General features: G+C 70.8%; 24 protein-coding genes and 1 tRNA gene. 19 read left to right on the top strand and 6 right to left on the bottom strand.

Features of this window, described 5'->3' with window-relative positions:
- The 4 genes from IFT36_RS02865 to IFT36_RS02850 all read right to left on the bottom strand — a co-directional run.
- Positions 1-242: hypothetical protein (locus IFT36_RS02865; protein WP_200412369.1), on the bottom strand; the 242-nt coding region annotated here is incomplete at its 3' end.
- Positions 239-1,561 (bottom strand): EsaB/YukD family protein, encoded by a 1,323-nt coding sequence (locus tag IFT36_RS02860; RefSeq protein WP_056044178.1) that lies wholly within the window; start codon positions 1,559-1,561, stop codon positions 239-241. The genes IFT36_RS02860 and IFT36_RS02865, both read right to left, overlap by 4 nt.
- The gene (locus IFT36_RS02855; RefSeq protein WP_055975719.1) at positions 1,558-1,887 is read right to left on the bottom strand and encodes a hypothetical protein; all 330 of its coding nucleotides are present in this window, start codon (positions 1,885-1,887) and stop codon (positions 1,558-1,560) included. The genes IFT36_RS02860 and IFT36_RS02855 overlap by 4 nt, the downstream gene beginning before the upstream one ends.
- Positions 1,884-2,807, bottom strand: a complete 924-nt coding sequence (locus tag IFT36_RS02850) for an FHA domain-containing protein (RefSeq protein ID WP_056044180.1) — start codon at positions 2,805-2,807, stop codon at positions 1,884-1,886. Before IFT36_RS02850 ends, IFT36_RS02855 begins: the two co-directional genes overlap by 4 nt.
- A gap of 356 nt (positions 2,808-3,163) precedes the next feature.
- Between IFT36_RS02850 and IFT36_RS02845 the strand changes: the two genes are divergently transcribed.
- From IFT36_RS02845 to IFT36_RS02785, 13 genes are all read left to right on the top strand, one after another.
- The gene (locus tag IFT36_RS02845) at positions 3,164-3,505 is read left to right on the top strand and encodes a WXG100 family type VII secretion target (protein ID WP_307785006.1); all 342 of its coding nucleotides are present in this window, start codon (positions 3,164-3,166) and stop codon (positions 3,503-3,505) included.
- A gap of 12 nt (positions 3,506-3,517) precedes the next feature.
- On the top strand, positions 3,518-3,826 hold the full coding sequence (locus IFT36_RS02840; protein ID WP_043595262.1) for a pore-forming ESAT-6 family protein: 309 nt from the start codon (positions 3,518-3,520) through the stop codon (positions 3,824-3,826).
- A 9-nt stretch (positions 3,827-3,835) separates the two neighbouring features.
- Positions 3,836-4,927, top strand: coding sequence for a DUF6177 family protein (locus tag IFT36_RS02835; protein WP_192125077.1), 1,092 nt, complete (start codon positions 3,836-3,838; stop codon positions 4,925-4,927).
- 4 nt (positions 4,928-4,931) lie between these two features.
- On the top strand, positions 4,932-5,306 hold the full coding sequence (locus tag IFT36_RS02830; RefSeq protein ID WP_200412368.1) for a hypothetical protein: 375 nt from the start codon (positions 4,932-4,934) through the stop codon (positions 5,304-5,306).
- Positions 5,303-5,659, top strand: a complete 357-nt coding sequence (locus tag IFT36_RS02825; RefSeq protein ID WP_200412367.1) for a DUF6507 family protein — start codon at positions 5,303-5,305, stop codon at positions 5,657-5,659. Before IFT36_RS02830 ends, IFT36_RS02825 begins: the two co-directional genes overlap by 4 nt.
- The gene (locus IFT36_RS02820; RefSeq protein WP_200412366.1) at positions 5,659-8,097 is read left to right on the top strand and encodes a DNA/RNA non-specific endonuclease; all 2,439 of its coding nucleotides are present in this window, start codon (positions 5,659-5,661) and stop codon (positions 8,095-8,097) included. The genes IFT36_RS02825 and IFT36_RS02820 overlap by 1 nt, the downstream gene beginning before the upstream one ends.
- Positions 8,087-8,569 (top strand): hypothetical protein, encoded by a 483-nt coding sequence (locus IFT36_RS02815; RefSeq protein ID WP_137846903.1) that lies wholly within the window; start codon positions 8,087-8,089, stop codon positions 8,567-8,569. The genes IFT36_RS02820 and IFT36_RS02815 overlap by 11 nt, the downstream gene beginning before the upstream one ends.
- Positions 8,570-8,623: 54 nt before the next feature.
- Positions 8,624-9,148, top strand: a complete 525-nt coding sequence (locus IFT36_RS02810; RefSeq protein WP_148053679.1) for a T6SS immunity protein Tdi1 domain-containing protein — start codon at positions 8,624-8,626, stop codon at positions 9,146-9,148.
- Positions 9,149-9,579: 431 nt separating this feature from the next.
- On the top strand, positions 9,580-9,846 hold the full coding sequence (locus IFT36_RS02805; protein ID WP_192118391.1) for a hypothetical protein: 267 nt from the start codon (positions 9,580-9,582) through the stop codon (positions 9,844-9,846).
- Positions 9,843-10,325, top strand: coding sequence for a hypothetical protein (locus tag IFT36_RS02800; protein ID WP_156155555.1), 483 nt, complete (start codon positions 9,843-9,845; stop codon positions 10,323-10,325). The genes IFT36_RS02805 and IFT36_RS02800 overlap by 4 nt, the downstream gene beginning before the upstream one ends.
- Positions 10,312-10,797: a hypothetical protein gene (locus tag IFT36_RS02795; protein ID WP_200412365.1), complete on the top strand. Its 486-nt coding sequence runs from the start codon at positions 10,312-10,314 to the stop codon at positions 10,795-10,797. Before IFT36_RS02800 ends, IFT36_RS02795 begins: the two co-directional genes overlap by 14 nt.
- Before the next feature lie 23 nt (positions 10,798-10,820).
- Entirely contained in the window at positions 10,821-11,312 is a 492-nt protein-coding gene (locus IFT36_RS02790; RefSeq protein ID WP_200412364.1) for a hypothetical protein, read from the top strand.
- Entirely contained in the window at positions 11,309-11,767 is a 459-nt protein-coding gene (locus tag IFT36_RS02785) for a hypothetical protein (protein WP_200412363.1), read from the top strand. Before IFT36_RS02790 ends, IFT36_RS02785 begins: the two co-directional genes overlap by 4 nt.
- 6 nt (positions 11,768-11,773) lie before the next feature.
- Here the strand turns inward: IFT36_RS02785 and IFT36_RS02780 are convergent, their stop codons facing one another.
- Positions 11,774-12,400: a hypothetical protein gene (locus IFT36_RS02780; RefSeq protein ID WP_200412362.1), complete on the bottom strand. Its 627-nt coding sequence runs from the start codon at positions 12,398-12,400 to the stop codon at positions 11,774-11,776.
- 94 nt (positions 12,401-12,494) lie between these two features.
- Positions 12,495-12,578, bottom strand: a tRNA-Leu gene (locus tag IFT36_RS02775).
- A gap of 108 nt (positions 12,579-12,686) precedes the next feature.
- Between IFT36_RS02775 and IFT36_RS02770 the strand changes: the two genes are divergently transcribed.
- The 6 genes from IFT36_RS02770 (at position 12,687) to IFT36_RS02745 (ending at position 19,863) form a co-directional block, all read left to right on the top strand.
- Positions 12,687-13,400, top strand: coding sequence for an FhaA domain-containing protein (locus IFT36_RS02770; RefSeq protein ID WP_043595272.1), 714 nt, complete (start codon positions 12,687-12,689; stop codon positions 13,398-13,400).
- Complete coding sequence (locus IFT36_RS02765) at positions 13,397-13,918, top strand: FHA domain-containing protein FhaB/FipA (RefSeq protein WP_200412361.1); 522 nt, start codon at positions 13,397-13,399, stop codon at positions 13,916-13,918. The genes IFT36_RS02770 and IFT36_RS02765 overlap by 4 nt, the downstream gene beginning before the upstream one ends.
- A gap of 6 nt (positions 13,919-13,924) precedes the next feature.
- Positions 13,925-15,172: a PP2C family protein-serine/threonine phosphatase gene (locus IFT36_RS02760; RefSeq protein WP_043595276.1), complete on the top strand. Its 1,248-nt coding sequence runs from the start codon at positions 13,925-13,927 to the stop codon at positions 15,170-15,172.
- A gap of 85 nt (positions 15,173-15,257) precedes the next feature.
- Positions 15,258-16,613, top strand: coding sequence for an FtsW/RodA/SpoVE family cell cycle protein (locus tag IFT36_RS02755; RefSeq protein ID WP_043595278.1), 1,356 nt, complete (start codon positions 15,258-15,260; stop codon positions 16,611-16,613).
- Positions 16,613-18,088 carry a peptidoglycan D,D-transpeptidase FtsI family protein gene (locus IFT36_RS02750; protein WP_056044205.1) on the top strand — a complete coding sequence of 492 codons (1,476 nt, stop codon included), beginning with the start codon at positions 16,613-16,615 and terminating at the stop codon, positions 18,086-18,088. Before IFT36_RS02755 ends, IFT36_RS02750 begins: the two co-directional genes overlap by 1 nt.
- Positions 18,085-19,863: a protein kinase domain-containing protein gene (locus IFT36_RS02745; RefSeq protein WP_200412360.1), complete on the top strand. Its 1,779-nt coding sequence runs from the start codon at positions 18,085-18,087 to the stop codon at positions 19,861-19,863. Before IFT36_RS02750 ends, IFT36_RS02745 begins: the two co-directional genes overlap by 4 nt.
- Positions 19,864-19,874: the final 11 nt, after the last annotated feature.

The following is a 19,874-nucleotide window of genomic DNA, read 5'->3' as shown; positions in this document are numbered from 1 at the left end:
CCGCGCGACGCGTCCACGCCGAGGACGAGCCCGGGGCGGCGACGGGCGAGCAGGGCGGCGACGTAGCCGGCGGTCGAGCTCGCCCCGGCTCCGCCCCGTGCCTGCACGAAGCCGATGCGGCGCGACACCGGGAGCGGGCGCCGGACGATCTCGTCGACCGTCGTCACCTCGTGCACCCGGGCGCTCACGCTGCCGAGCAGGGCCAGCGGCGCCGACCGGACGAACGCGTCGAAGGCGCTCACGAGAAGGCCCCGAGCAGGTCGGCGTAGACGCCGAACACCCCGAGCAGGACGGGGAGCAGGGCCACGACGCCGAGGGCCTCGACGGCGTTGCCCACGCGGCGCAGCGAGGCGCGTTGGTGGGCGACCGGGTCGACGCCGCCGGCCACGACCGCGACCACGACCCCGGCCGCGAACAGGACGACCACGAGCCACCCGGGAGCGAGCGGCTGCACGAGCAGACCGCCGAGCAGGCCGATCAGGGCGGCGGCCCAGAGCACCCAGCCCTGGGCGGCGATCGGCAGGGCCCGGGTGCGGGCCGCGACGACGAGCACCACGGCGACCCCGAGACCGACCTGCCAGAGATCGGCCGACCCGACGGACGAGACGGCCGTGACGGCCACGGGCCCCGCCACCGCGAAGGTCGACCAGGTCAGGGTGCGGTAGGCGTCGCCGACCGTCAGCAGCACCTCGTCACGGCGACCCCGACGTCCGTCGACCACCTGGTCGTCGAGACCGGTCAGGCCGGAGGCGCTCATGGCGAACCAGGGCAGCAGGCCGCAGACGACGACGGCGAGCACGGCGCCGACGCCCACGGCCCCCGCGTCCTGGACGCCGAGGGACCGCAGCACGATCGGCACGGCCCCGAGCACGACGCCGAGGACGCCGCCCCACCACGCCGACCGGGAGCCGAGACCGGCGCCCGCTCCGAGCGCCAGCGCGACCCAGGCGAGCACGATCACGGCGAGCGCCACGTCGACCGGCGGCAGCTCGAGGGCCGGGACGGCCCCGAGCACGACCGCCAGGGGGGCCGCGCACCCCAGGGCGACCGAGGTCGCGGCGACGGAGAGCCAGCGGCCGTCGAACCGGCCGGACACGAGGGCCACCACGACGGCGAACCCGTAGACGATCGCGAGCGTGCCGACGGGCTCGACGTCGGACGCCCTGGCCACGACCGTCGAGAGCGCCAGCGAGAGCAGTCCGATCGCGACGGCCGCCGTCGCCGTGCGCGACCGTCGCGTCCACAGGCCCGGTCGGCTGGCGAGCGACTCGGCGAGCACGTCGGTGACGTCCGCGACCTCGGGCGGCGGGGGCGCGGCGTCCTCGCGCAGCAGCCGGAGCAGTTCGCCGTCGACGATGCGCTGTTCGGCGACCGACAGAGAGGTGTCGAGCTGCTCCCCCGTCGAGCGGACGAGGGTCAGCGGGCGCGACACGGCACCGGGACGCTCGTCGAGGAGCTCCATGAGGCGCGGGATCAGACCACCGATCGGCTCGTCGGCGGGCACGACCATCTCGGCCTTGCGCGCCGTGCCGACGATGGTCAGCCGGGTGTAGTCGGTCATCGGGGCTCCGTCGTGGGGGTGGGGTCGGGGACGTCGGTCGACGCGGGAGAGGGCGACGGCGAGCCGGTGACCGGCACCGCGCCTCCTGACCCTCCGGTGGTCTGCGACTGGGTCGCGCGCTGGTCGGCCAGCACGGAGAGCACGAAGGACGTGCCGGCGCAGCCCGCGCAGGCGACCGCAGCGATGACCAGGCTGACGATCAGCCGACGGACGTTGTCGTTGACGAGCCGACGCTCGTCGAGTTCGCCGAACAGGAGGGCCGAGACCAGGCGGGCGCGGTGCGTCTTGACGGTCTCGAGCAGGACGACGTCGCGGTCCCCGCTCATGCGTCCACCACCCCGGACGGTTGGACGGTGAGGGTCCGTTCGCCGAGCTCGACGACGTATCCCGGTGCGGCCGGCCCGCGCAGGCCCGCCACGAGCGGCTGCCGCGTCCCGTCGGGCGCGACGAGCGAGGACCCGTTCGTCGACCCGAGGTCGGTCACCCACAGCACGGCCCCCTCCCACGCGAAGAGGGCGTGGGTCTTGGTGAGGCTGCGGGCGAGGTCCGCCCAGGCGAAGACCGGGTGCTCCTCGCCCTCGCGGTTGACCGGGGCGCGGCCGATCAGCAGGGTCGACTCGAGGTCGAGGCGTTCGCCGCTGTCGAGCTCGAGGACGATCGACGGCGCGGTGGTCGTGGGTCGGCCCTGGCCCGTGCGCCCGAAGGTGTTCTCGTCGGGTCGTCCCGCGGCGTCGAGCGGGTCGGTCGGGTGGAGCGGCAGCGGGGCGGAGGCCGCGACGGGGAGAGCGGGCCTCTGCACGAGCGGGGGCGACGACGTCATGGGGTCCCGGCCACGCCGCAGGTCGACCGTCACCGCCTGACGACGGATGCTGAAGCGCCCGCGGCGGTCGACCCTCAGCACGGCCGGCGGGCGACCGGTCAGGTCGTCCACCGTGCGCAGGGACAGGACCAACCGGCCTACCGAGCGCCCTCCGCGCACGTAGAGCACCACGTCGAGCAGCACGAAGACCAGGGCGACCACCACCACCGCGATCTCGACGGGCACGGGGACGAGCGCCGCGCCGGCCGTGGCGGACGAGGCGCCCGTGGCCACACCGACGACGAGGACGCCGAACAGGACGAGGGGCACGCCCCAGTCGATGGCGACCGCACCGCGACGCCGCGACGGGGTCGCCGTCTGCACGCCCGCGAGCAGTCCCGAGTAGGTGCCGATGGCGCTGCCGGTCGCCGCCGAGACGATCCGCACACCGCACCAGAAGCACCAGGTCGCGCCCGCACCGAGCGGTTGTCCGCAGCGTCCGCAGCTTCGCGCGCCGACCAGTGCGCCCACGGTTCCGCCTCTCGCCTGCGGGGTGCCGGACCAGGTCGTCGAGACCGACGAGGAGCGACCGCCCGCGTCCCCGGAGCGCACGATCGGCCCCAGGCTAGCCGACCCCACGTCCCCCGGTGAGACACCCGTTCCGGGGCCGTCACCCACCCGTCCCCCGCCTCGGTCCCCCGACATGTACCCCGCAGACGGGTGGCGATCGAGACGGAATCGTGATTTCCTCATGAGTCGACCCGTGACGGGTCGCCATCAGATCGAAGCAAGGGGAGAACGACATGATGAAGTTCGCCATGGGGAGCGAGACCCTCACGCAACTGAGCCAGAAGACGAGCGGGGCCGGCGACGACCTCGGCGCGCTCGTCCGCCAGCTCGCCGACGCGGCCGCGCCGCTCGAAGGCCGCTTCAACGGAGCCGGCCGCGCCGCCTTCGACCGCTTCAAGGGCGAGGTCGACGGCATCTCCGTCGAGCTCAACGCCGCCCTGTCGTCGGTGCTGACCGGCATCACGGGCCAGAACCGTGCCTTCGTCGAGGGTGAGCAGCAGATCGCCGACGAGACCACCTCGGCCCAGTCCGGTGCCGGATTCGAGAGCGCCCGCTTCGGCGGATCGCGCGCATAAGGGGGAACGACCATGGCCAACGCAACCGACCGCCGCGACTTCGACCTCGGAGCTTCCGGCAACGCCCAGGACAACTTCAACGCCGTCGCCAGCCGCCTCGAGGCGCTCATCACGCAGCGCGACTCCGACGTCAAGACCGCCATGGCGGACTACCAGGCCGACGGCTCCAGCGAGGAGTACGCGGGCAAGGAGCAGCGCTGGAACCGCGTCGCCACCGAGGTGCGCACGATCATCAACACGCTCCGCCAGTCGCTCGCGTCGAACGACGAGTCGGCCCAGACCGCCATGCAGCGGGCCAAGGCCGCCGTCGACGGCATCTAGGCACGGCCCGTGAGCGACTCACGGGCGACGACCCTGCCCCACCCGCTCGCCGACGCGAACGGGCCGGGGTGGATCGCGACGATCAGCACCGCCCCCGTCGTCGGCCTGACCTCGGGGCGGCAGGCCCTGCTCACCGACGCGACCCGCGCCGGCGTCCGCGTCGTCGTCGTGACCCACGACGACGCCCGGCTCAGCTGGGCGCTCTACCAGGCCCTGCGCCTCGTCGCCGGGGCCTGGCTGGTGCGGGACGCCGACGGCCACCTGCGCCACGCCATCGGCGGTGCCCGGGTGGCGTCGTACGACGAGGCCCTGCTCGATCCCCTCGGCGACCCGGTCGACGGATCGGCGCGGGCGACCGCGCCCGCCGACGAGTTCGCCCTCCTGCCCCAGCCGGCGGTCGAGACCACGCGCCCGTGGCTGCAGTTCTCCGTGGCCGTGCACCACGCGGCGAGGGCCGAGGCCCTGACCGGCACGACGACGGAGGCGCTGGTCACCGCCGTCGCGGGCGTCGCGCCCACCGTGTGGGGCACCTCCGAACCCCCCGCCACCGTCTGGGACCGCGGTCGCATCACGGCCCTGGCCCGGGCCCGCATGCCGCGGGACTCCCGGGTGCACGTCGCCGGCTCCGCGCCCGACGGCACGGTCTGGACCGGCACGATCCGCATCGCCCGCAGCGAGACCGGCCTGACCGAGGAGACCCGGCTGCTGTTCGCGCTGCCCGAGGCGACCGGCGTCGACGACGCGACCCGCGCCTCCTCGGCTCTCCGCAGCCTGTCCGAGAAGCAGCAGGTGCTGCTGGCGACGGCGTGGAGCCTGCGGGGCGCGGCCGACGCGACCATCACGCCCTACCGGCCGACGACGCCACAGCCCCTCGCCGCGGTGGTCGGCGCGCGGGCCGTGCGGCGCCTGGGGCTCGACGCGACCTCCTTCGCCGCCGAACACGGCGGGACCACGACCGGCAACGCCCGCACCCCCTCGCTCGTCGTGCCGTTCGGTGCCGACGCGACCCGGTGGCAGCGCTTCGCGGCGGCCCTCGACGCGATCGGCCCGGGTGTCGTCGCCGACGCCCTCCTCCCCCCGGCGGTGCGCCGTGCCCCGTGAGTTCGTGATCCTCTCCGCCGAGCCCGTGACGGCCGTCGAGGTCGTGACCGCGGCCGCGGCCGTCGACGGCGGCCTCGGTGCCGGGCGCCTCTGGCAGGGCGGCGGCATCCAGATCGCGTCGGAGGACGGCCTGGTCTTGGCCGTGCTGCGCAGCACGCAGCTCGAGGACGCCCTGGAGGCGCGGCGCGGCCTGGGACTGCCGGTCACCGACCCGGCGTCCCCCGACCGGCCCACGGACCGAACCACCGACGGCCCGGCCACCGACCGCTGGTGGACCGAGGCCTACGGCCCCTTCGACGGGCCGCTCACCCAGGCGCTGGCCCGGCGCCTGGCCGACGACGTGCAGGGCACCCTCGTGACGACAGGAGACGACCGATGAGCTCGTGGAGCATCGAACCCGACGGCGTGGTGGCCGTCCTCACCAAGGTGCAGGGCTCGGCCGAGACGTTCGCGGCGACCTTCACCGGCGTCGAGACGGCCCAGGCCGAGCTGAACGCCGGCGTGGGCGGCGACATCCTCGTGTCGTCGGCCGTGGCCGTCGTCGACCTGATCTCGTCCGAGACGAACCGTGTGCAGGGCATCAACGCGCGCATCCTCGCCTGCGCGACCGGGGCGGGTGACGCGACGCTGGCCTACGTGAACGGCGACGAGGAGATGGCTGCGCAGACGCAGTCCGCCGCCGTGCAGGCCGCCGAGTCAGGCGACCTCAGCTTCTTCGAGGGGGGCCGCTGATGGCCACGAAGGGATCGCTGATCGAACCGGCCGAGTTCTTCGGTCTCGACATCGTGCCGGAGTCGATCGCGTCGGCGGCGGCGAGCTACAAGTCGACGGCCACCGCGGTGACGACGAACGCCGAGGCAGTGATGACCGACTGGTCGGGACTGTCGGCGTCGTACACCGCGCCCGAGGGGCCACAGCTGTTCGCCTCGATGGACCCGGTGCGCACCGATGCCGAGGCCGTCGCCGGCACGATCTCGACGGTGGCCGACCTCCTCGAGACGCTGGCCGAGGCGGTCACGGCACCCGTCGCACGCATCAAGGAGCTGGTCACCGAGGCGAACGCCTTCCGGGCCTCGGTCTCCGGCGGCGTCACCCTCGACTTCTACGACCCCGACAACCCGCTCTTCCAGGCCAGTCAGATGAGCGGTGGCGTGCCGATCATGGCCGAAGGTCAGGGCGAGACCACCATCCCCTGGAACGAGCACACGCCGTCGGTCGAGCGCAACAACGAACTGCAATCGCAGTACAACGCCGAGATCGCGAAGATCGACGCGGCCCGGGTCGAGTTCGAGAACGCCGTCAACGCCCTGCGCGACGACCTGTGCGTCGCGCCCCAGACGGCGGTGACCGGGGAGCAGCTCGACGTCGCCGAGGACAACCCGTGGGGTGCCCAGGGCAAGGGCGAGCGGTCGTGCCAGGAGTCGGTCGGCGACGGACTCGTCGAGTTCGGCACCAGCTTCGTCGAGGGCACCGTGTCGCTCGTCGGCTTCGACGCCGCGAACGGCTGGAAGCACGACTGGTCGTTCGCCGGCGAGGCCTGGACCGGCATGCTGACCGGTCTCGGCGCCCTCGCCATCACGGCGGTCTTCCCGGCAGCGCCCGCGCTGGCGAACCTGCCCGACTCGGCCGTCCCCGAGTCGCTGCGCGGCCTGCGCGACAACTACAAGCAGACGATGGACGGCATGGTCGGCGGAATCGTCGGCACGCCCGAGCAGTGGGAAGAGGACCCGGTCGCGGCCGGCACCTTCGCGGTGGCGAACGTCGCCTCGTTCTTCATCCCAGGCGCGGGCCAGGTCGGAGCGGGCCTCAAGGTCGGGTCGGGCGCGGCCCGGGCGGCGACCCTCACCGGTCGGCTGGCCGAGGTGGCGGAGGACGCGTCGCACCTGCCGAAGGGCCTGTCGCGGGTCGAGGACCTCGTCGCCGAGTTCGGCGACCACGCCGGCGGCCTGTCGAAGCTCGACGACCTCGACGGTCTGTCCGACACGATGGCAGCCCTCGACCGCATGACCGACGTCGAGTTCGAGGGCCTGACCGGCGCCCTCAAGGCGGGCGAGGAGGTCGACTTCGGCTCGCTGTCGAAGCTCGAGGACTTCGCCGACTACGGCGACCTCGGTCGAGCAGCCGAGGAGGCGCGTGCCGCGTCCCCCACGCACGCCGACGCGTCCGCCCACGCGGGTGGTGGCACCGGCTCCGACCCCGCTGCCGGTGCCGCCCGCGCCGCCGACCCCGGGTCGGGCGGCACGACGCTGCTCGAACGTGGCGACGGAGGCGGAGCGGGCGATGCCGGTCGGGCCGACGGTGCCGGATCGAGCGATGCAGGTCGGGCCGACGGCCCTGGGACGAGCGAAGCAGGTCACGCGGACGGCCCTGGGACGGACGAGCCCGGTCGGGCCGACGGTCCCGTCGACGGCGCGGGTGCAACCCCTGACCGGTCAGCCGGTGGCGGCCATGACACGGACATCGGGGAGCTCGACCTGTCGGGCCCTGACCGGACGCCCACCCCGACCGAACCGACGCCGCACGCCACACCGGCCGTCGAGCACCACGTGACGGTCTCGGGCTCCGACCTGCCGACGAAGGAGAAGCCGTTCGCCCACGGTCAGGTCCTCGCCCCGGACACGGCGTACACGGTGCCTGGCCGGGGTGTGTTCTCGACCGACGCGACAGGTCGCATCGTCCACGTCGAGACCGAGTACGGCGGCAAGGGCAACCTGAACTACGACCTCATGCAGCCCGCCGCGGACACGACCTACGTCGTCGGTGGCAAGCACGTCTACGTCACGGACCACGCCAGCCGCACGGTGCTCGCCGAGTTCGACGACCTCCAACTCGGCGATGCCGACCGGTCCGAGTCGGTGCAGAAGCGCATCGGCAAGGAGGGCGGTGTCGGGTACGAGGGAGGCCACCTCCTGGCCAACATGTTCGGCGGCGGCGGCGAGAAGATCAACATCGTGCCGATGCTCCGAGAGGTCAATCGCGGCCGGGGCCACTCCTTCGGTAACCTCGAACGCGAACTCCGGCAAGCCCTGACCGCGTCCGACGGAGGCGCCGCCGACCTCAAAGTGCTTCCGGAGTACGAGGGCACGAACACAGTCCCGACCGGTGTCCAAGTCAAGATCCAGGCTCACGGTCAACCGCTACGACAGGAGTTCTACGACAATGTCCGGTGACGACAAGGTGAAGTCGGGTCTCGAAGCAGAACGTGATGCACTGAGAGAACTGGGTTCGCAGCTCCTTGCACTGATTCCTTCGGGTTCCGACCGCATCCGCATGCAGACAAGCATGGCTCGGGGTGTGATGGCCGGCGAGACGTTGCTCTTCGCAGCCGACGGCTCCCAGGAGTCGGCTGCTCCCGCGCGACGCACGTTCGAAGCGGCTCGTCGACTGAGGCGCCTGATGTACAAGCCAGGGGCAGGCACGTGGTTCACCGCCGTCTTCACCGTGACGGCCGCCGGAAAACTCAGCGCACAGTACGACTACGACAACGAACCCGAACTAGGTCACTTCGGTGCCGAGGAATATCGTGCCGACTTCGAGGATTTTCCCCGGACTGCCGAGAACACGCCCGAGTGGCTCGCCGCGATCCTCGCGGGTGCGCCCACCCGGCACGACCTCGTCGGCCGTGACGAGGGTCCCGTCTGAGAGTCGAGACATGGACTCGCGCAACAGGGCTGGAGTCACGTGACGCAGCCGTTGATGCCAGGGCCTCCACTGTCCTCCGCCAGCCTCGACGCCGCTGTCGAGCGTCTTCCCGACGACGTCGTGGCCCTGTGGCGTGACCACGGGCTGGGCGCGACGGCTGACGGGTACCTGCGCATCGTCGACCCCACCGCGTGGCAGGACGTCCTCGCCGAGGTCGCACCTCGATTCGCGGCGGCCACGCCCCTGATGTCGTCCGCCCTCGGAGACCTGGTCGTCTGGCTCGACGGCCGAGCGCACCTCCTCGAATTTCGACGGGGCACGAGCCGGATCATCGCCAACAGGCTCTCGACGCTCCTCGTCATCCTCGGCTACGAGTCGTTCCTGGCCGACCCCGACTACTTCGACTGGAGCCCCTTCCCGGAGGCGCGGGAGCGTCTCGGGGTGCCCCGCTCCGACGAATGCTTCGGTTTCAGCCCGCTGCTCGCCCTCGGAGGCCGACGATCTGCTGCGTCCCTCGAGGTCGTCGACATGCGCGAGCACGTCCTCCTGATCTCCTCCGTCGCGGGCCCACTGCCGTGACTCACGCCAGCGGCACAGACGCCGCATGCTCGCATCCACTTGCACGTGAGGTGGGGCTGTCGGTCGCGACCGCGCAGTCGACGACGGGCGGGACCCTGATCCTCGTCGGAGGCGGCACATCGCCCGATGCCTACCTCGAGGCATGCCTCACGACCTCGAGAGAACTGGCGGACTCAGGAGTACTCGGGCCCGTGCCGTCCGCTCACGACTCGGAGCCCCACGGCATGCCTGCCGAGAGGGACGCACTCCGCATCCTCGGCAAAGCGCTCCATGCCGTCATCCCGCGCGACCACGATCGAGTGATCGCCCGGATCAGCGTGGTCGGCGGAGTGACAGCCGGCACGATCGAGCTGCATGCCGCAAACGGCAGCTCGACCTCTCTCTCGTCCGGTCGTGGCGTCTTCCGGGCGGCCCGCGATCTCCGGAGGGTCATGAGCAAACCCGAAGCCGGGACGTGGTTCACGGGCGTGTTCACCGTCACCGCCGGGGGGAAGCTCAGTGCGAGGTACGACTACGACCACGAGCCCGAGCTCGGGTCTTTCGCCGCCGAGGCGTACCGCGCCGACTTCGACGAGTTCCCCCGCACGCCGAAGAACACCCCCGACTGGCTGGCCGCCATCCTCGCCGGTGCCCCGACCCGCCACGACCTCGTCGGCAGGGGTGGCACACATGAGCCGAAGGGAGAACCCGAGTCATGACACGACATGAGAACCCACCCGGACTCGAGCAAGGGCGCTCTGCGCTGAGAGGGGTCGGTCTGGCTCTTCACGGCGAGATCGCAGCGGGCTTCGATCGCATCGAGGCCGAGATCAGCATCGTCGGTGGTGTCTCCTCCGGAAAGAAGCGCCTCTACCGCCCGGACGGGACGGACGACTCCATCATGGGCACGAGGGACTCCACCCTCCGTGCTCGTGAACTCAGAGAGGCCATGTACAGGCCGGGGGCCGGAACATGGTTCACCGCCTGGTTCACGGTCACGGCGGAAGGGAAGCTCCGCACGCGATTCGACTACGACAACGAACCCGAACTGGGCCACTTCGCCGCCGAGGCCTACCGAGCCGACTTCGATGAGTTCCCCCGCACCCCCGAGAACACCCCCGACTGGCTCGCCGCCATCCTCGCCGGTGCCCCGACCCGCCACGACCTCGTTCGCCTCGGACACGATGACCGGCGCTGAGGAGAGCCGCTCTGCTTCACGTGACGGGCAGCCGGCGGGACTCGAAGCCGAACGCGTCCAACTGCGCGCCATCGGTCGTCTGCTGTATCCGACTCTGAACTCAGAACACGATCGTGTCGAGATGCAGGTCAGCGTGGCGGGCGGCGTCCTCGCCGGCCGGACCCGTGTCCATCGACTCGACGGTTCGCTCGAATCGATCATCGGGCCTGTCGATGCGTTCGAGGCGGCCGAAGTCCTCCGCGGCGCCATGCACCGTCGAGATGCGAGGACCTGGTTCACCGCGGTGTTCACGGTCACGGCGGCCGGCAAGATGAGCGCGTCGTACGACTACGACCACGAGCCCGAGTTGGGCCACTTCTCCGCGGATGCCTACAGGGCCGATCTGGCTCGATTTCCCCGCACCCCCGAGAACACCCCGCATTGGCTGGCTGCCATCCTCGCCGGCGCCCCGACCCGCCACGACCGCAAGTGATCGATGACCGAAGGGATACACGCATGTCCGACGGCCCACCGACGACCGGCATCGAGGCCGAGCGCACGATCCTCCGAGACATCGGCCGGCAGCTGTACGGCCTGCTCCCGACCGGCTTCGACCGGATCGTCATGAGGACCAGCATCGCTGGGGGCGTCATGGCCGGTGAGACGGTCCTGCCCCGCATCGACGGGAGCGAGGACCACGCGCTGCCCGACGAGACGACCTTCCGGGCGGCACGCGACCTCCGGAAGGCGATGTACCGACCCGGTTCGGGTACCTGGTTCACCGCGGTGTTCACGGTCACGGCGACCGGCAAGATGAGCGCGTCGTACGACTACGACAACGAACCCGAGCTGGGCCACTTCGCCGCCGAGGCCTACCGAGCCGACTTCGACGAGTTCCCCCGCACCCCCGAGAACACCCCCGACTGGCTCGCCGCCATCCTCGCCGGCGCCCCGACCCGCCACGACCTGGCCGGCCGAGCCGACGGTGGCGGCGGGGCCGAGCGATGAGCGAACACGACGACGGCGGTGGCCGCGTGCCGACCGAACGTGATGCCCTCCGTCGGGTGGGTCTCGCCGTCCACCGCATGATGCCTCGAGGCTCCGTCCGGGCGGAGTTCGACTTCTCCGAGGTCGGAGGCGTCCGGGTGGCATCCGTGGGTTTCTTCGACGAAGCCGGCCACGAGTCGTCCACTCCCGACACGGACGAGGCGGGCGCCGCCGCCTCCGACCTCCGACGGCTCATGTACCGAGCCGACGTCGGATCGTGGTTCAGCGCCCGCTTCCGGGTCACCGCCGCCGGCAAGCTCGGCACCTCGTTCGACTTCGACCACCGCGCTCCTCACACCTGGATCGACGACCAGGCCTACCTCGACGATCTCGAGTCGTACCCACGGCCCGCCGAGGCGATCCCTGGCTGGCTCGCCGCCGTCATCGCCTCACGATCGGCCGGAGGCTCTCCGTGACCGGCCTCACGGGCTGATCGGGCCGAGACGCCTCACAGCGGCAGCACGGCCTCGAGGGCGAGCGGGTCGCCGTCGATCGCGATGTCGTTGAGCTGCCGGCCGACGAACTCCGCGGCCTCGACCGTGTCCGACTCGATCCGGTGCCCCGTGCCCTCGACGACGAGCGCCCAGGCGACCGGACCCCACGGAGGCGCGGGTCACCTCGAGACGGCAGCGCGTCAGTTCGCGGTCCTGTCCGAATCGCATCTCCGACAGGTCGGTGATGACCATGCACTCGAGGTCGTCGAGGAACCCGTGCAGGGTGGCGTCCCTCGCGATCTCGAGCCGCGCCTCCTCGTCGAGGCCGTCGGCGGACGAGGTGAACCGCGTACCCTCGACGGTCCGGACGATCCATGAGACGTGGTCGCCGACGGTGACGAAGGACTGCATGCTGCTGATCCTCGGCCCGATGTCGGCATGCGCGTACACCGGGGGCAGGTCGGTGACGCTGACGACGATGCCGTCGCGGCGACCCACGACGCGGCGGTCGGAGTCGACGACGATGCGCTGGTTGCGGGGCACCCACGGGGCCTTCGGGAACTCGTCGAAGAGCACCTCGTCGAACTCGAACACGACCGCGCCCTGCTGGCTCATCGCACCAGACAACCACTGCACGGGCCGACGGCGACGGGTGGGACCAGAGCCGGGAAAGAGAGAAGGCCCACCCGGAGGTGAGCCTTCACGTTCGTGCGCGAGGGGGGACTTGAACCCCCACGCCCTTTCGAGCACTGGCACCTGAAGCCAGCGCGTCTGCCAATTCCGCCACTCGCGCGAACTCGTAGACTTTAGCATGCGTGGGACGCCCGAAAGAGCACCGGTGAGTCCCTTTCACTCGTTCGGGCTAAGATCGGGCGACCAGAGACCCCGAACCTGGAGACCCATGGGACTGCTCGACAACTTCGAACGCGGGCTGGAGCGCGCCGTCAACGGCGCCTTCGCCAAGACGTTCCGTTCGGGCGTGCAACCACTCGAGATCACGAACGCGCTGCGCCGTGAGCTCGACACCAAGGCCGCGGTGGTCTCGCGTGACCGCATCCTCGTGCCCAACGAGCTCCAGGTGCGCCTCGCCCCCATCGACTACGAGAAGATGTCCGGCATCGGTCCGGCCCTGATCGACGAGCTCACGCAGCTCACCCAGCGGCACGCCACCGCCCAGGGGTACCAGTTCGCCGGGCCCCTCGGCATCCGCCTCCGCGAGGACGACTCGCTGAGCGTCGGCATCATGTCGGTCGACTCGCGCAACCTGCGCGGCGAGGTGCAGTGGAAGCCGTTCGTCGAGATCGACGGCAAGCGCCGTGAGCTCAGCGGTGCCCGCACCATCATCGGCCGCGGCAGCGACGCCGACATCACCGTTCAAGACACCGGTACCTCCCGTCAGCACGTCGAGATCCTGTGGGACGGGTCACGTGCCCAGGTCCGCGACCTCGGCTCGACGAACGGCTCGAAGCTCAACGGCAACCCCCTCACCAAGGCGCCGCTGCAGCCCGATTCGGTGATCCAGATCGGTCGTACGCGTATCGTGTTCCGCGTGCTCCCCCAGTCATCGACGCCCGACCCCTTCGACGGGCCCGACTCCACGGGTGGCCGACGATGACCTCAGCCCTCACCCTGCTGGTGCTCCACTTCGGCTTCCTGGCCGTCCTGTGGCTGTTCGTCTTCGTGATCGTGTTCGCGCTGCGGAGCGACCTCTTCGGGCAGCGGGCGCGCAAGATGCCCGCCGACGCCACACCCGGCAAGGCGAGCGCGACCGCCACCGCGCCTCCTGCCCCCGCCCCGCGTCCCGCGCCCGCCGCGCCGGCACCGACGCCTCAGGGTGACGGGCGCGCCACGCGCCTGGTCATCACCAAGGGCGCCAAGGCCGGCCTCGAGATGCCCCTCGGCGACGGGCCGCTCACCATCGGGCGGTCCCAAGAGAGCAACCTCGTGATCCGCGACGACTACACCTCGACCCACCACGCGCGCCTCATGCTCTGGAACGGCCGCTGGGTCGTGCAAGACCTCGACTCCACCAACGGCACGTTCCTCGCCGGTGAGCGCGTGTCGGTCCCCACCCCCGTGCCCACGGGCGCGACCGTGACGATCGGGCAGACGAGCTTCGAGCTCCGGCGGTAGGCCCTCATGACGACGCACGCCAAGAGTGCCGCTCTGTCCAACGTGGGCAAGATCCGGTCCAACAACCAAGACAGCGGCTACGCCGGCACGCAGCTCTTCGTCGTCGCCGACGGCATGGGCGGGCACGCGGGCGGCGACGTCGCCTCGGCCATCGCGATCCGACGGATCCGCGAGACCGACCGCGTCTACACCTCGCCGGGTGACGCCGAGTTCGCGCTGCAGTCGTCGTTGATCGCCGCGAACCAGTTGCTGGCCGAGACCGTCTTCGAACACCAAGAGCTCACCGGCATGGGCACCACCGTCAGCGCCATGCTGCGCGTCGGTGACAGCATGGCGATCGCCCACATCGGCGACTCACGCATCTACCTGTTCCGCGAGGGCGAGCTCAGCCAGATCACCGCCGACCACACCTTCGTGCAGCGCCTGGTCGACAGCGGTCGCATCACGCCAGAAGAAGCGGCGGTGCACCCGCGACGCAGCGTGCTGATGCGCGTGCTCGGCGACGTCGACGCGGCACCCGAGATCGACACGGCGACCCTCGGCACGCAGCCCGGCGACCGCTGGCTGATCTGCTCGGACGGCCTCAGCAGCTACCTCGCCGAGGAGCGCATCAAGAAGGCCATGGCCATGGGCCTCGACGCCGAGCAGACGGCCCGGCGCCTCGTGAAAGAGACCCTCGACCACGGCGCCCCCGACAACGTGACCGTCGTCATCGTCGACGTCGACGAGTCGGGCGACTCGGCACTCGACGAACCCGTCACGGTCGGGTCGGCCGCCGCACCCCTCAGCTTCGACAGCGACGCCGGGCGCAAGCAGCTCCGCCTGCCGACGATCCTGCTGCACCCGCTCAAGGTCGCCACGACGCCGGAAGACAGCCACTTCGAGCCCGAGAGCGACGAGTACCTCGCCGAGCTCATCGCCGAAGACAAACGTCGCCGTCGCCGTCGCCGCATCACCTGGCTGACCGCCCTCGTCGTGGCGATCGCCGCGCTCGTCGCCGGGCTCGTGCTGACCTACCAGTGGACGCAAGACCACTACTACGTGGGCGAAGAACGGGGCACGGTCGTCATCTACAAGGGCGTGCAACAGAGCCTCGGGCCCATCGGCCTCTCGAGCGTCTACGAGACCACCGACGTCCAGGTCGACGACCTGCCGAACTACACGCAGACCACCGTGGAGGACACCATCAACGCCGGTTCCCTCGCGGACGCCAGGGCCATCGTCGAGAGGTTGGCCGATGCCAGCAACCCCTGACGCACCCGGTGGTGACGCGACCGAGGTCATCGGTCGCGTAGGAGGCGCGCGCAAGCCGTCCGCGAAGGCCTCGCGTCCCACGAACATGACGCAGGCTATCTCGCTGCGCCTGCGCGAACCCGCGCGCCTCCGCAACCTTGAACTGCTCATGCTGCTGATCGCCTGCGGCGTCGCCGCCGGAGCGATGGTGCTGGTCCAGCTCGGTGCGACCGGCGAGGTCGACCCGACCGTGCTGATCGCCGGCTCGATGGTGCTGGGCCTGGCCCTGATCTTCCACGTCGTCCTGCGGGTCGTCGCCCGCGAGGCCGACCCGTTCGTCATGCCGATCGCCGTCACCCTGAACGGCATCGGCATCGCGATGATCTACCGCCTCGACCTGGCCGAGGGGCGTGAGGGCTGGGGCGCGCTGGGCATCAAGCAGATGGTCTGGACCGTCCTCGCGATGGTGATCGCCCTCGCCGTGCTGCTCGTGATCCGCAACTACCGGGTGCTCTCGCGGTACCGCTACATCGCGATGTTCGTGTCGATCGTGCTGCTGCTGCTGCCCCTCCTGCCGGGCATCGGCCGCGAGGGGCTGAACGCCCGCGTGTGGATCGACATCGGACCGTTCTCGTTCCAGCCGGGCGAGATCGCCAAGATCACGCTGGCCATCTTCTTCGCCGGCTACCTCGTTACCGCCCGCGACAACCTCTCGCTCATGGGGCCGAAGATCCTGGGCATGCGGTTCCCGCGACCACGCGACCTCGGGCCGATCCTCATCGTCTGGCTCGTCGCCATGGGCGTCCTGATCTTCCAGCGCGACCTCGGCACCTCGTTGCTCTACTTCGGGCTGTTCCTCGTCATGATCTACGTGGGCACGGGGCGCGCGAGCTGGATCGTGCTCGGCGTCGGCCTCTTCCTCGGAGGGGCCCTGATCGCCAGCACCTTCCTGGGGTACGTGCAGGGCCGTTTCGCCGCCTGGCTCAATCCCTTCGCCCAGTCCGAGTACGACGCCGTCGGCGGGTCCTTCCAGCTCGTGCAGGGTCTGTTCGGCTTGGCGAACGGCGGACTGATCGGCACGGGGCTCGGTCAGGGCCGTCCGCAGACCACCCCGCTCGCCGAGAGCGACTACATCTTCGCGTCGCTCGGCGAAGAACTCGGCCTCACCGGGCTCTTCGCCATCCTGGCGCTCTACCTCCTGCTCGTCTCCCGCGGGTTCCGCATCGGCTTCGTGGGTCAGGACGACTTCGGTCGCATGCTCGGGGTCGGCGTCGCCTTCGTCGTGGCCCTGCAGGTCTTCGTGGTCATGGGTGGCGTGACGAGGGTGATCCCGCTCACGGGCCTCACCGCTCCCTTCCTCGCCGCGGGCGGCTCGTCGCTCGTGGCCAACTGGATCATCGTGGCCCTGCTGCTGCGACTGTCCGACTCCGTGCGCAACCAACCGAGGCTGGTGATCGGCTGATGAACAAAGAACTCCGACGCGTGAGCTACGTGGTGCTCGCCATGTTCGTCGCGCTCTTCCTCTCGACGACCTACATCACGGCGTTCCAGGCCGACGCGCTGAACGCCGACGCCCGCAACTCGCGGGCCCTGCTCGCCAGCTACTCGGCGCAGCGCGGTCCCATCCTGGTCGGCGGCCAGGCGATCGCGCAGTCGACCCCCGTCGACGACCAGTACGAGTTCCAGCGCACCTACTCGCAGCCCGACCTCTACGCACCCGTCGCCGGCTACTACACGTTGGGTCAGGGATCCCGAGGCATCGAGGACGCCATGAACCGGTACCTCACGGGCAACGCGAACTCGCAGTTCTTCGACCAGGTCAACTCGCTGCTCACGGGTCAGGACCCCGAGGGGGCCACGGTCAACCTCACCCTCGACCCCACCGTCCAGCAGGCGGCCTACGACGCCCTCGGCTCGAACTCGGGCTCGGTCGTCGCGATGGACCCGAAGACCGGCAAGATCCTCGCGATGGTCTCGAAGCCCAGCTACGACCCCAACCCGCTCGCCAGCCACGACCGTCAGACCGTCACCGACGCCTACGACTCGCTGATCGCCGACCCCTCGGCTCCGCTGCAGAACCGGGCGATCCAGGGCGACCTGTACGCACCGGGGTCGACCTTCAAGCTGATCACGACGGCGGCTGCGCTCGAGAGCGGCGACTACACGCCCGACAGCGCCTTCCCCAACCCGTCGACCCTGACGCTGCCCGGCACCAGCACGAACATCAACAACGCCGAGGGCGGGAGCTGCGGCGGCGGCGAGACGGCCACCATCGCAACCGCCCTCCGCCTGTCGTGCAACATCCCCATGGCGCAACTCGGCCAGGCCCTCGGTGCGAAGGCCCTGCAAGAGCAGGCCGAGAAGTTCGGCTTCGGCGACGACTCCATCGGCGTCCCCCAGGCCGTCACGCCGAGCCAGTTCCCCATCGAGGACTCCAAGGGCCAGGCCATCAACGACGCCACCCTCATGCTGCAGTCCTTCGGGCAGGGCTCCGACCGCGTGACGCCCCTGCAGATGGCCATGGTCTCGTCCGCCATCGCCAACGGCGGCACCGAGATGAACCCGACCCTGATCGAGAGCGTCCTGAACCCCGACCTGAGCCCGGTCGAGGATTTCTCGCCCTCGGAGTACGGCAAGCCCATCAGCTCCCAGACTGCGGCCACGATGACCGACATGATGGTGCAGGACGTCGCGAACGGTGCGGCGAGCAATGCAAGAATTGACGGCGTCGACGTCGCCGGCAAGACAGGAACGGCCGAGAACGGCCCCGGCGAGCCGTACACCCTCTGGTTCACCGGGTTCGCGCCTGCTGCTGACCCCGAGGTCGCGGTCGCGGTCGTCGTCGAGAACGGCGGCGGACAGGGCCAGTCCGCATTCGGCAACAGTGTCGCGTCACCGATCGCGAAGAAAGTACTAGAGGCGGTGCTGAACAAATGAGACCATCCGGCGGAGTCACCTTCGGTGGGCGTTACCAGCTGTCGACCCGAGTCGCCATCGGCGGCATGGGCGAGGTCTGGGAAGCCACCGACCTCGTCATCGGCCGCACGGTCGCCATCAAGATCCTCAAGGACGAGTACCTGGGCGATCCCGGATTCCTCGAGCGCTTCCGCGCCGAGGCCCGTCACGCGGCCCTGGTCAACCACGAGGGCATCGCGAACGTCTTCGACTACGGCGAAGAAGAGGGCAGCGCCTACCTGGTGATGGAGCTCGTCCCCGGCGAGGCCATGTCGACGGTCCTCGAGCGCGACCGCGTCCTGCCGACCGACAAGGTCCTCGACATCGTCGCGCAGACCGCCTCGGCCCTCCAGGCCGCCCACGCCGCAGGTCTCGTGCACCGCGACATCAAGCCCGGCAACCTGCTCGTCACCCCGGACGGCCGGGTGAAGATCACCGACTTCGGCATCGCACGCATCGCCGACCAGGTTCCGCTGACGGCCACGGGCCAGGTCATGGGCACCGTGCAGTACCTCTCGCCCGAGCAGGCGAGCGGCCACCCGGCGTCCCCCAGCACCGACATCTACTCGCTCGGCATCGTCGCCTACGAGGCCCTGGCCGGTCGTCGACCGTTCACGGGCGAGTCCCAGGTCGCCATCGCGATGGCACAGATCAACGAACAGCCGCCCGACCTCCCGTCGACGGTCTCCGAACCCGTTCGTCGTCTAGTCCTGTCCTGCATCGCCAAGAAGCCGGGCGAACGGCCGGCGACGGCATCGGCCCTCGCCCAGGCCGCTCGGGCCCTCCGCCGCGGCGACGTGGCCGCCGCGACCGTCGCCGTCCCGGCGATCGGCGCCGTCGCCGCCACGCCCGCCGGCACGGCGACCCAGGCCTTCAACGCCCAGGACGCCACGACGCAACTGTTCGATCCGATGGCCACCCGTGCCCAGAGCGCCGCCGGCGGTGCTGCCGCGGGCTACGTGGCCGGTTCGGCTGATCCCGACGCCCTGCGCGACGGCGACGACGAACCCGACGAGAAGAAGCGCAGTCCGTGGTTCTGGCCGCTGATCGTCCTCGCCGTCCTGGCCGTCATCGCCCTCGTCGTCGGCATCGTCTTCGCGATCGGCAACACCGACGATCCCGCGCCCGCGCCGACGACCTCGAGCAGCACGCCGACGCCGACCCGGACGACTCCGACGCCCACCCCGACCCCGACGTCCGTGACGGTGTCCTCGGGCGACTACGTGGGACTGACCGAGGCCGCCGCCCGCGCATCCCTCGAAGAACTCGGCCTGCAGGTCGACTCGGCCGACGCCGGGTCGAGCGCCCCGAGTCCCGACCAGGTCGGCACCGTCGCCAGCATCGACCCGACGGGTGCCCTCGAGAAGGGCTCGTCGGTGACGATCTACATCTACCGCGCGGCCCCGACCCCTGCCCAGCCCTCGACGCCCACCGCCACCCCGGGCCAGATCGAGGCCGGCGACACCGCCACCATCAACTGGCCCGCCTACACGGGGTGCCCGACCGGTTACTCGCTGACGGGCTACTCGTACACGATCACCGGCGGGACCGACACCTCGGGTCAGTCGGCCGGGGGCCTCGGTGCCAACGCGACGTCCCTCACGGTGACCGCCTCGGCTGCCGGCAACCTCACGGTCAGCTACGTGGCCAACTGCGGTCAGATCGCGTCCGAGCCGTCGCCGGGAGTCACCATCACGGTGACGGCCCCGGCCACGTCACCGGCCCCGAGCCCCTCGGAGGGCACCGACCCTCAGTAGGTCCGATCGTG

It is taken from the genome of Frigoribacterium sp. CFBP 13605 (assembly GCF_014839405.1).
Lineage (GTDB): Bacteria > Actinomycetota > Actinomycetes > Actinomycetales > Microbacteriaceae > Frigoribacterium.
The sequence above is the reverse complement of the archived record's forward strand: the minus strand, read 5'-3'. Positions and strand labels throughout refer to the sequence as shown.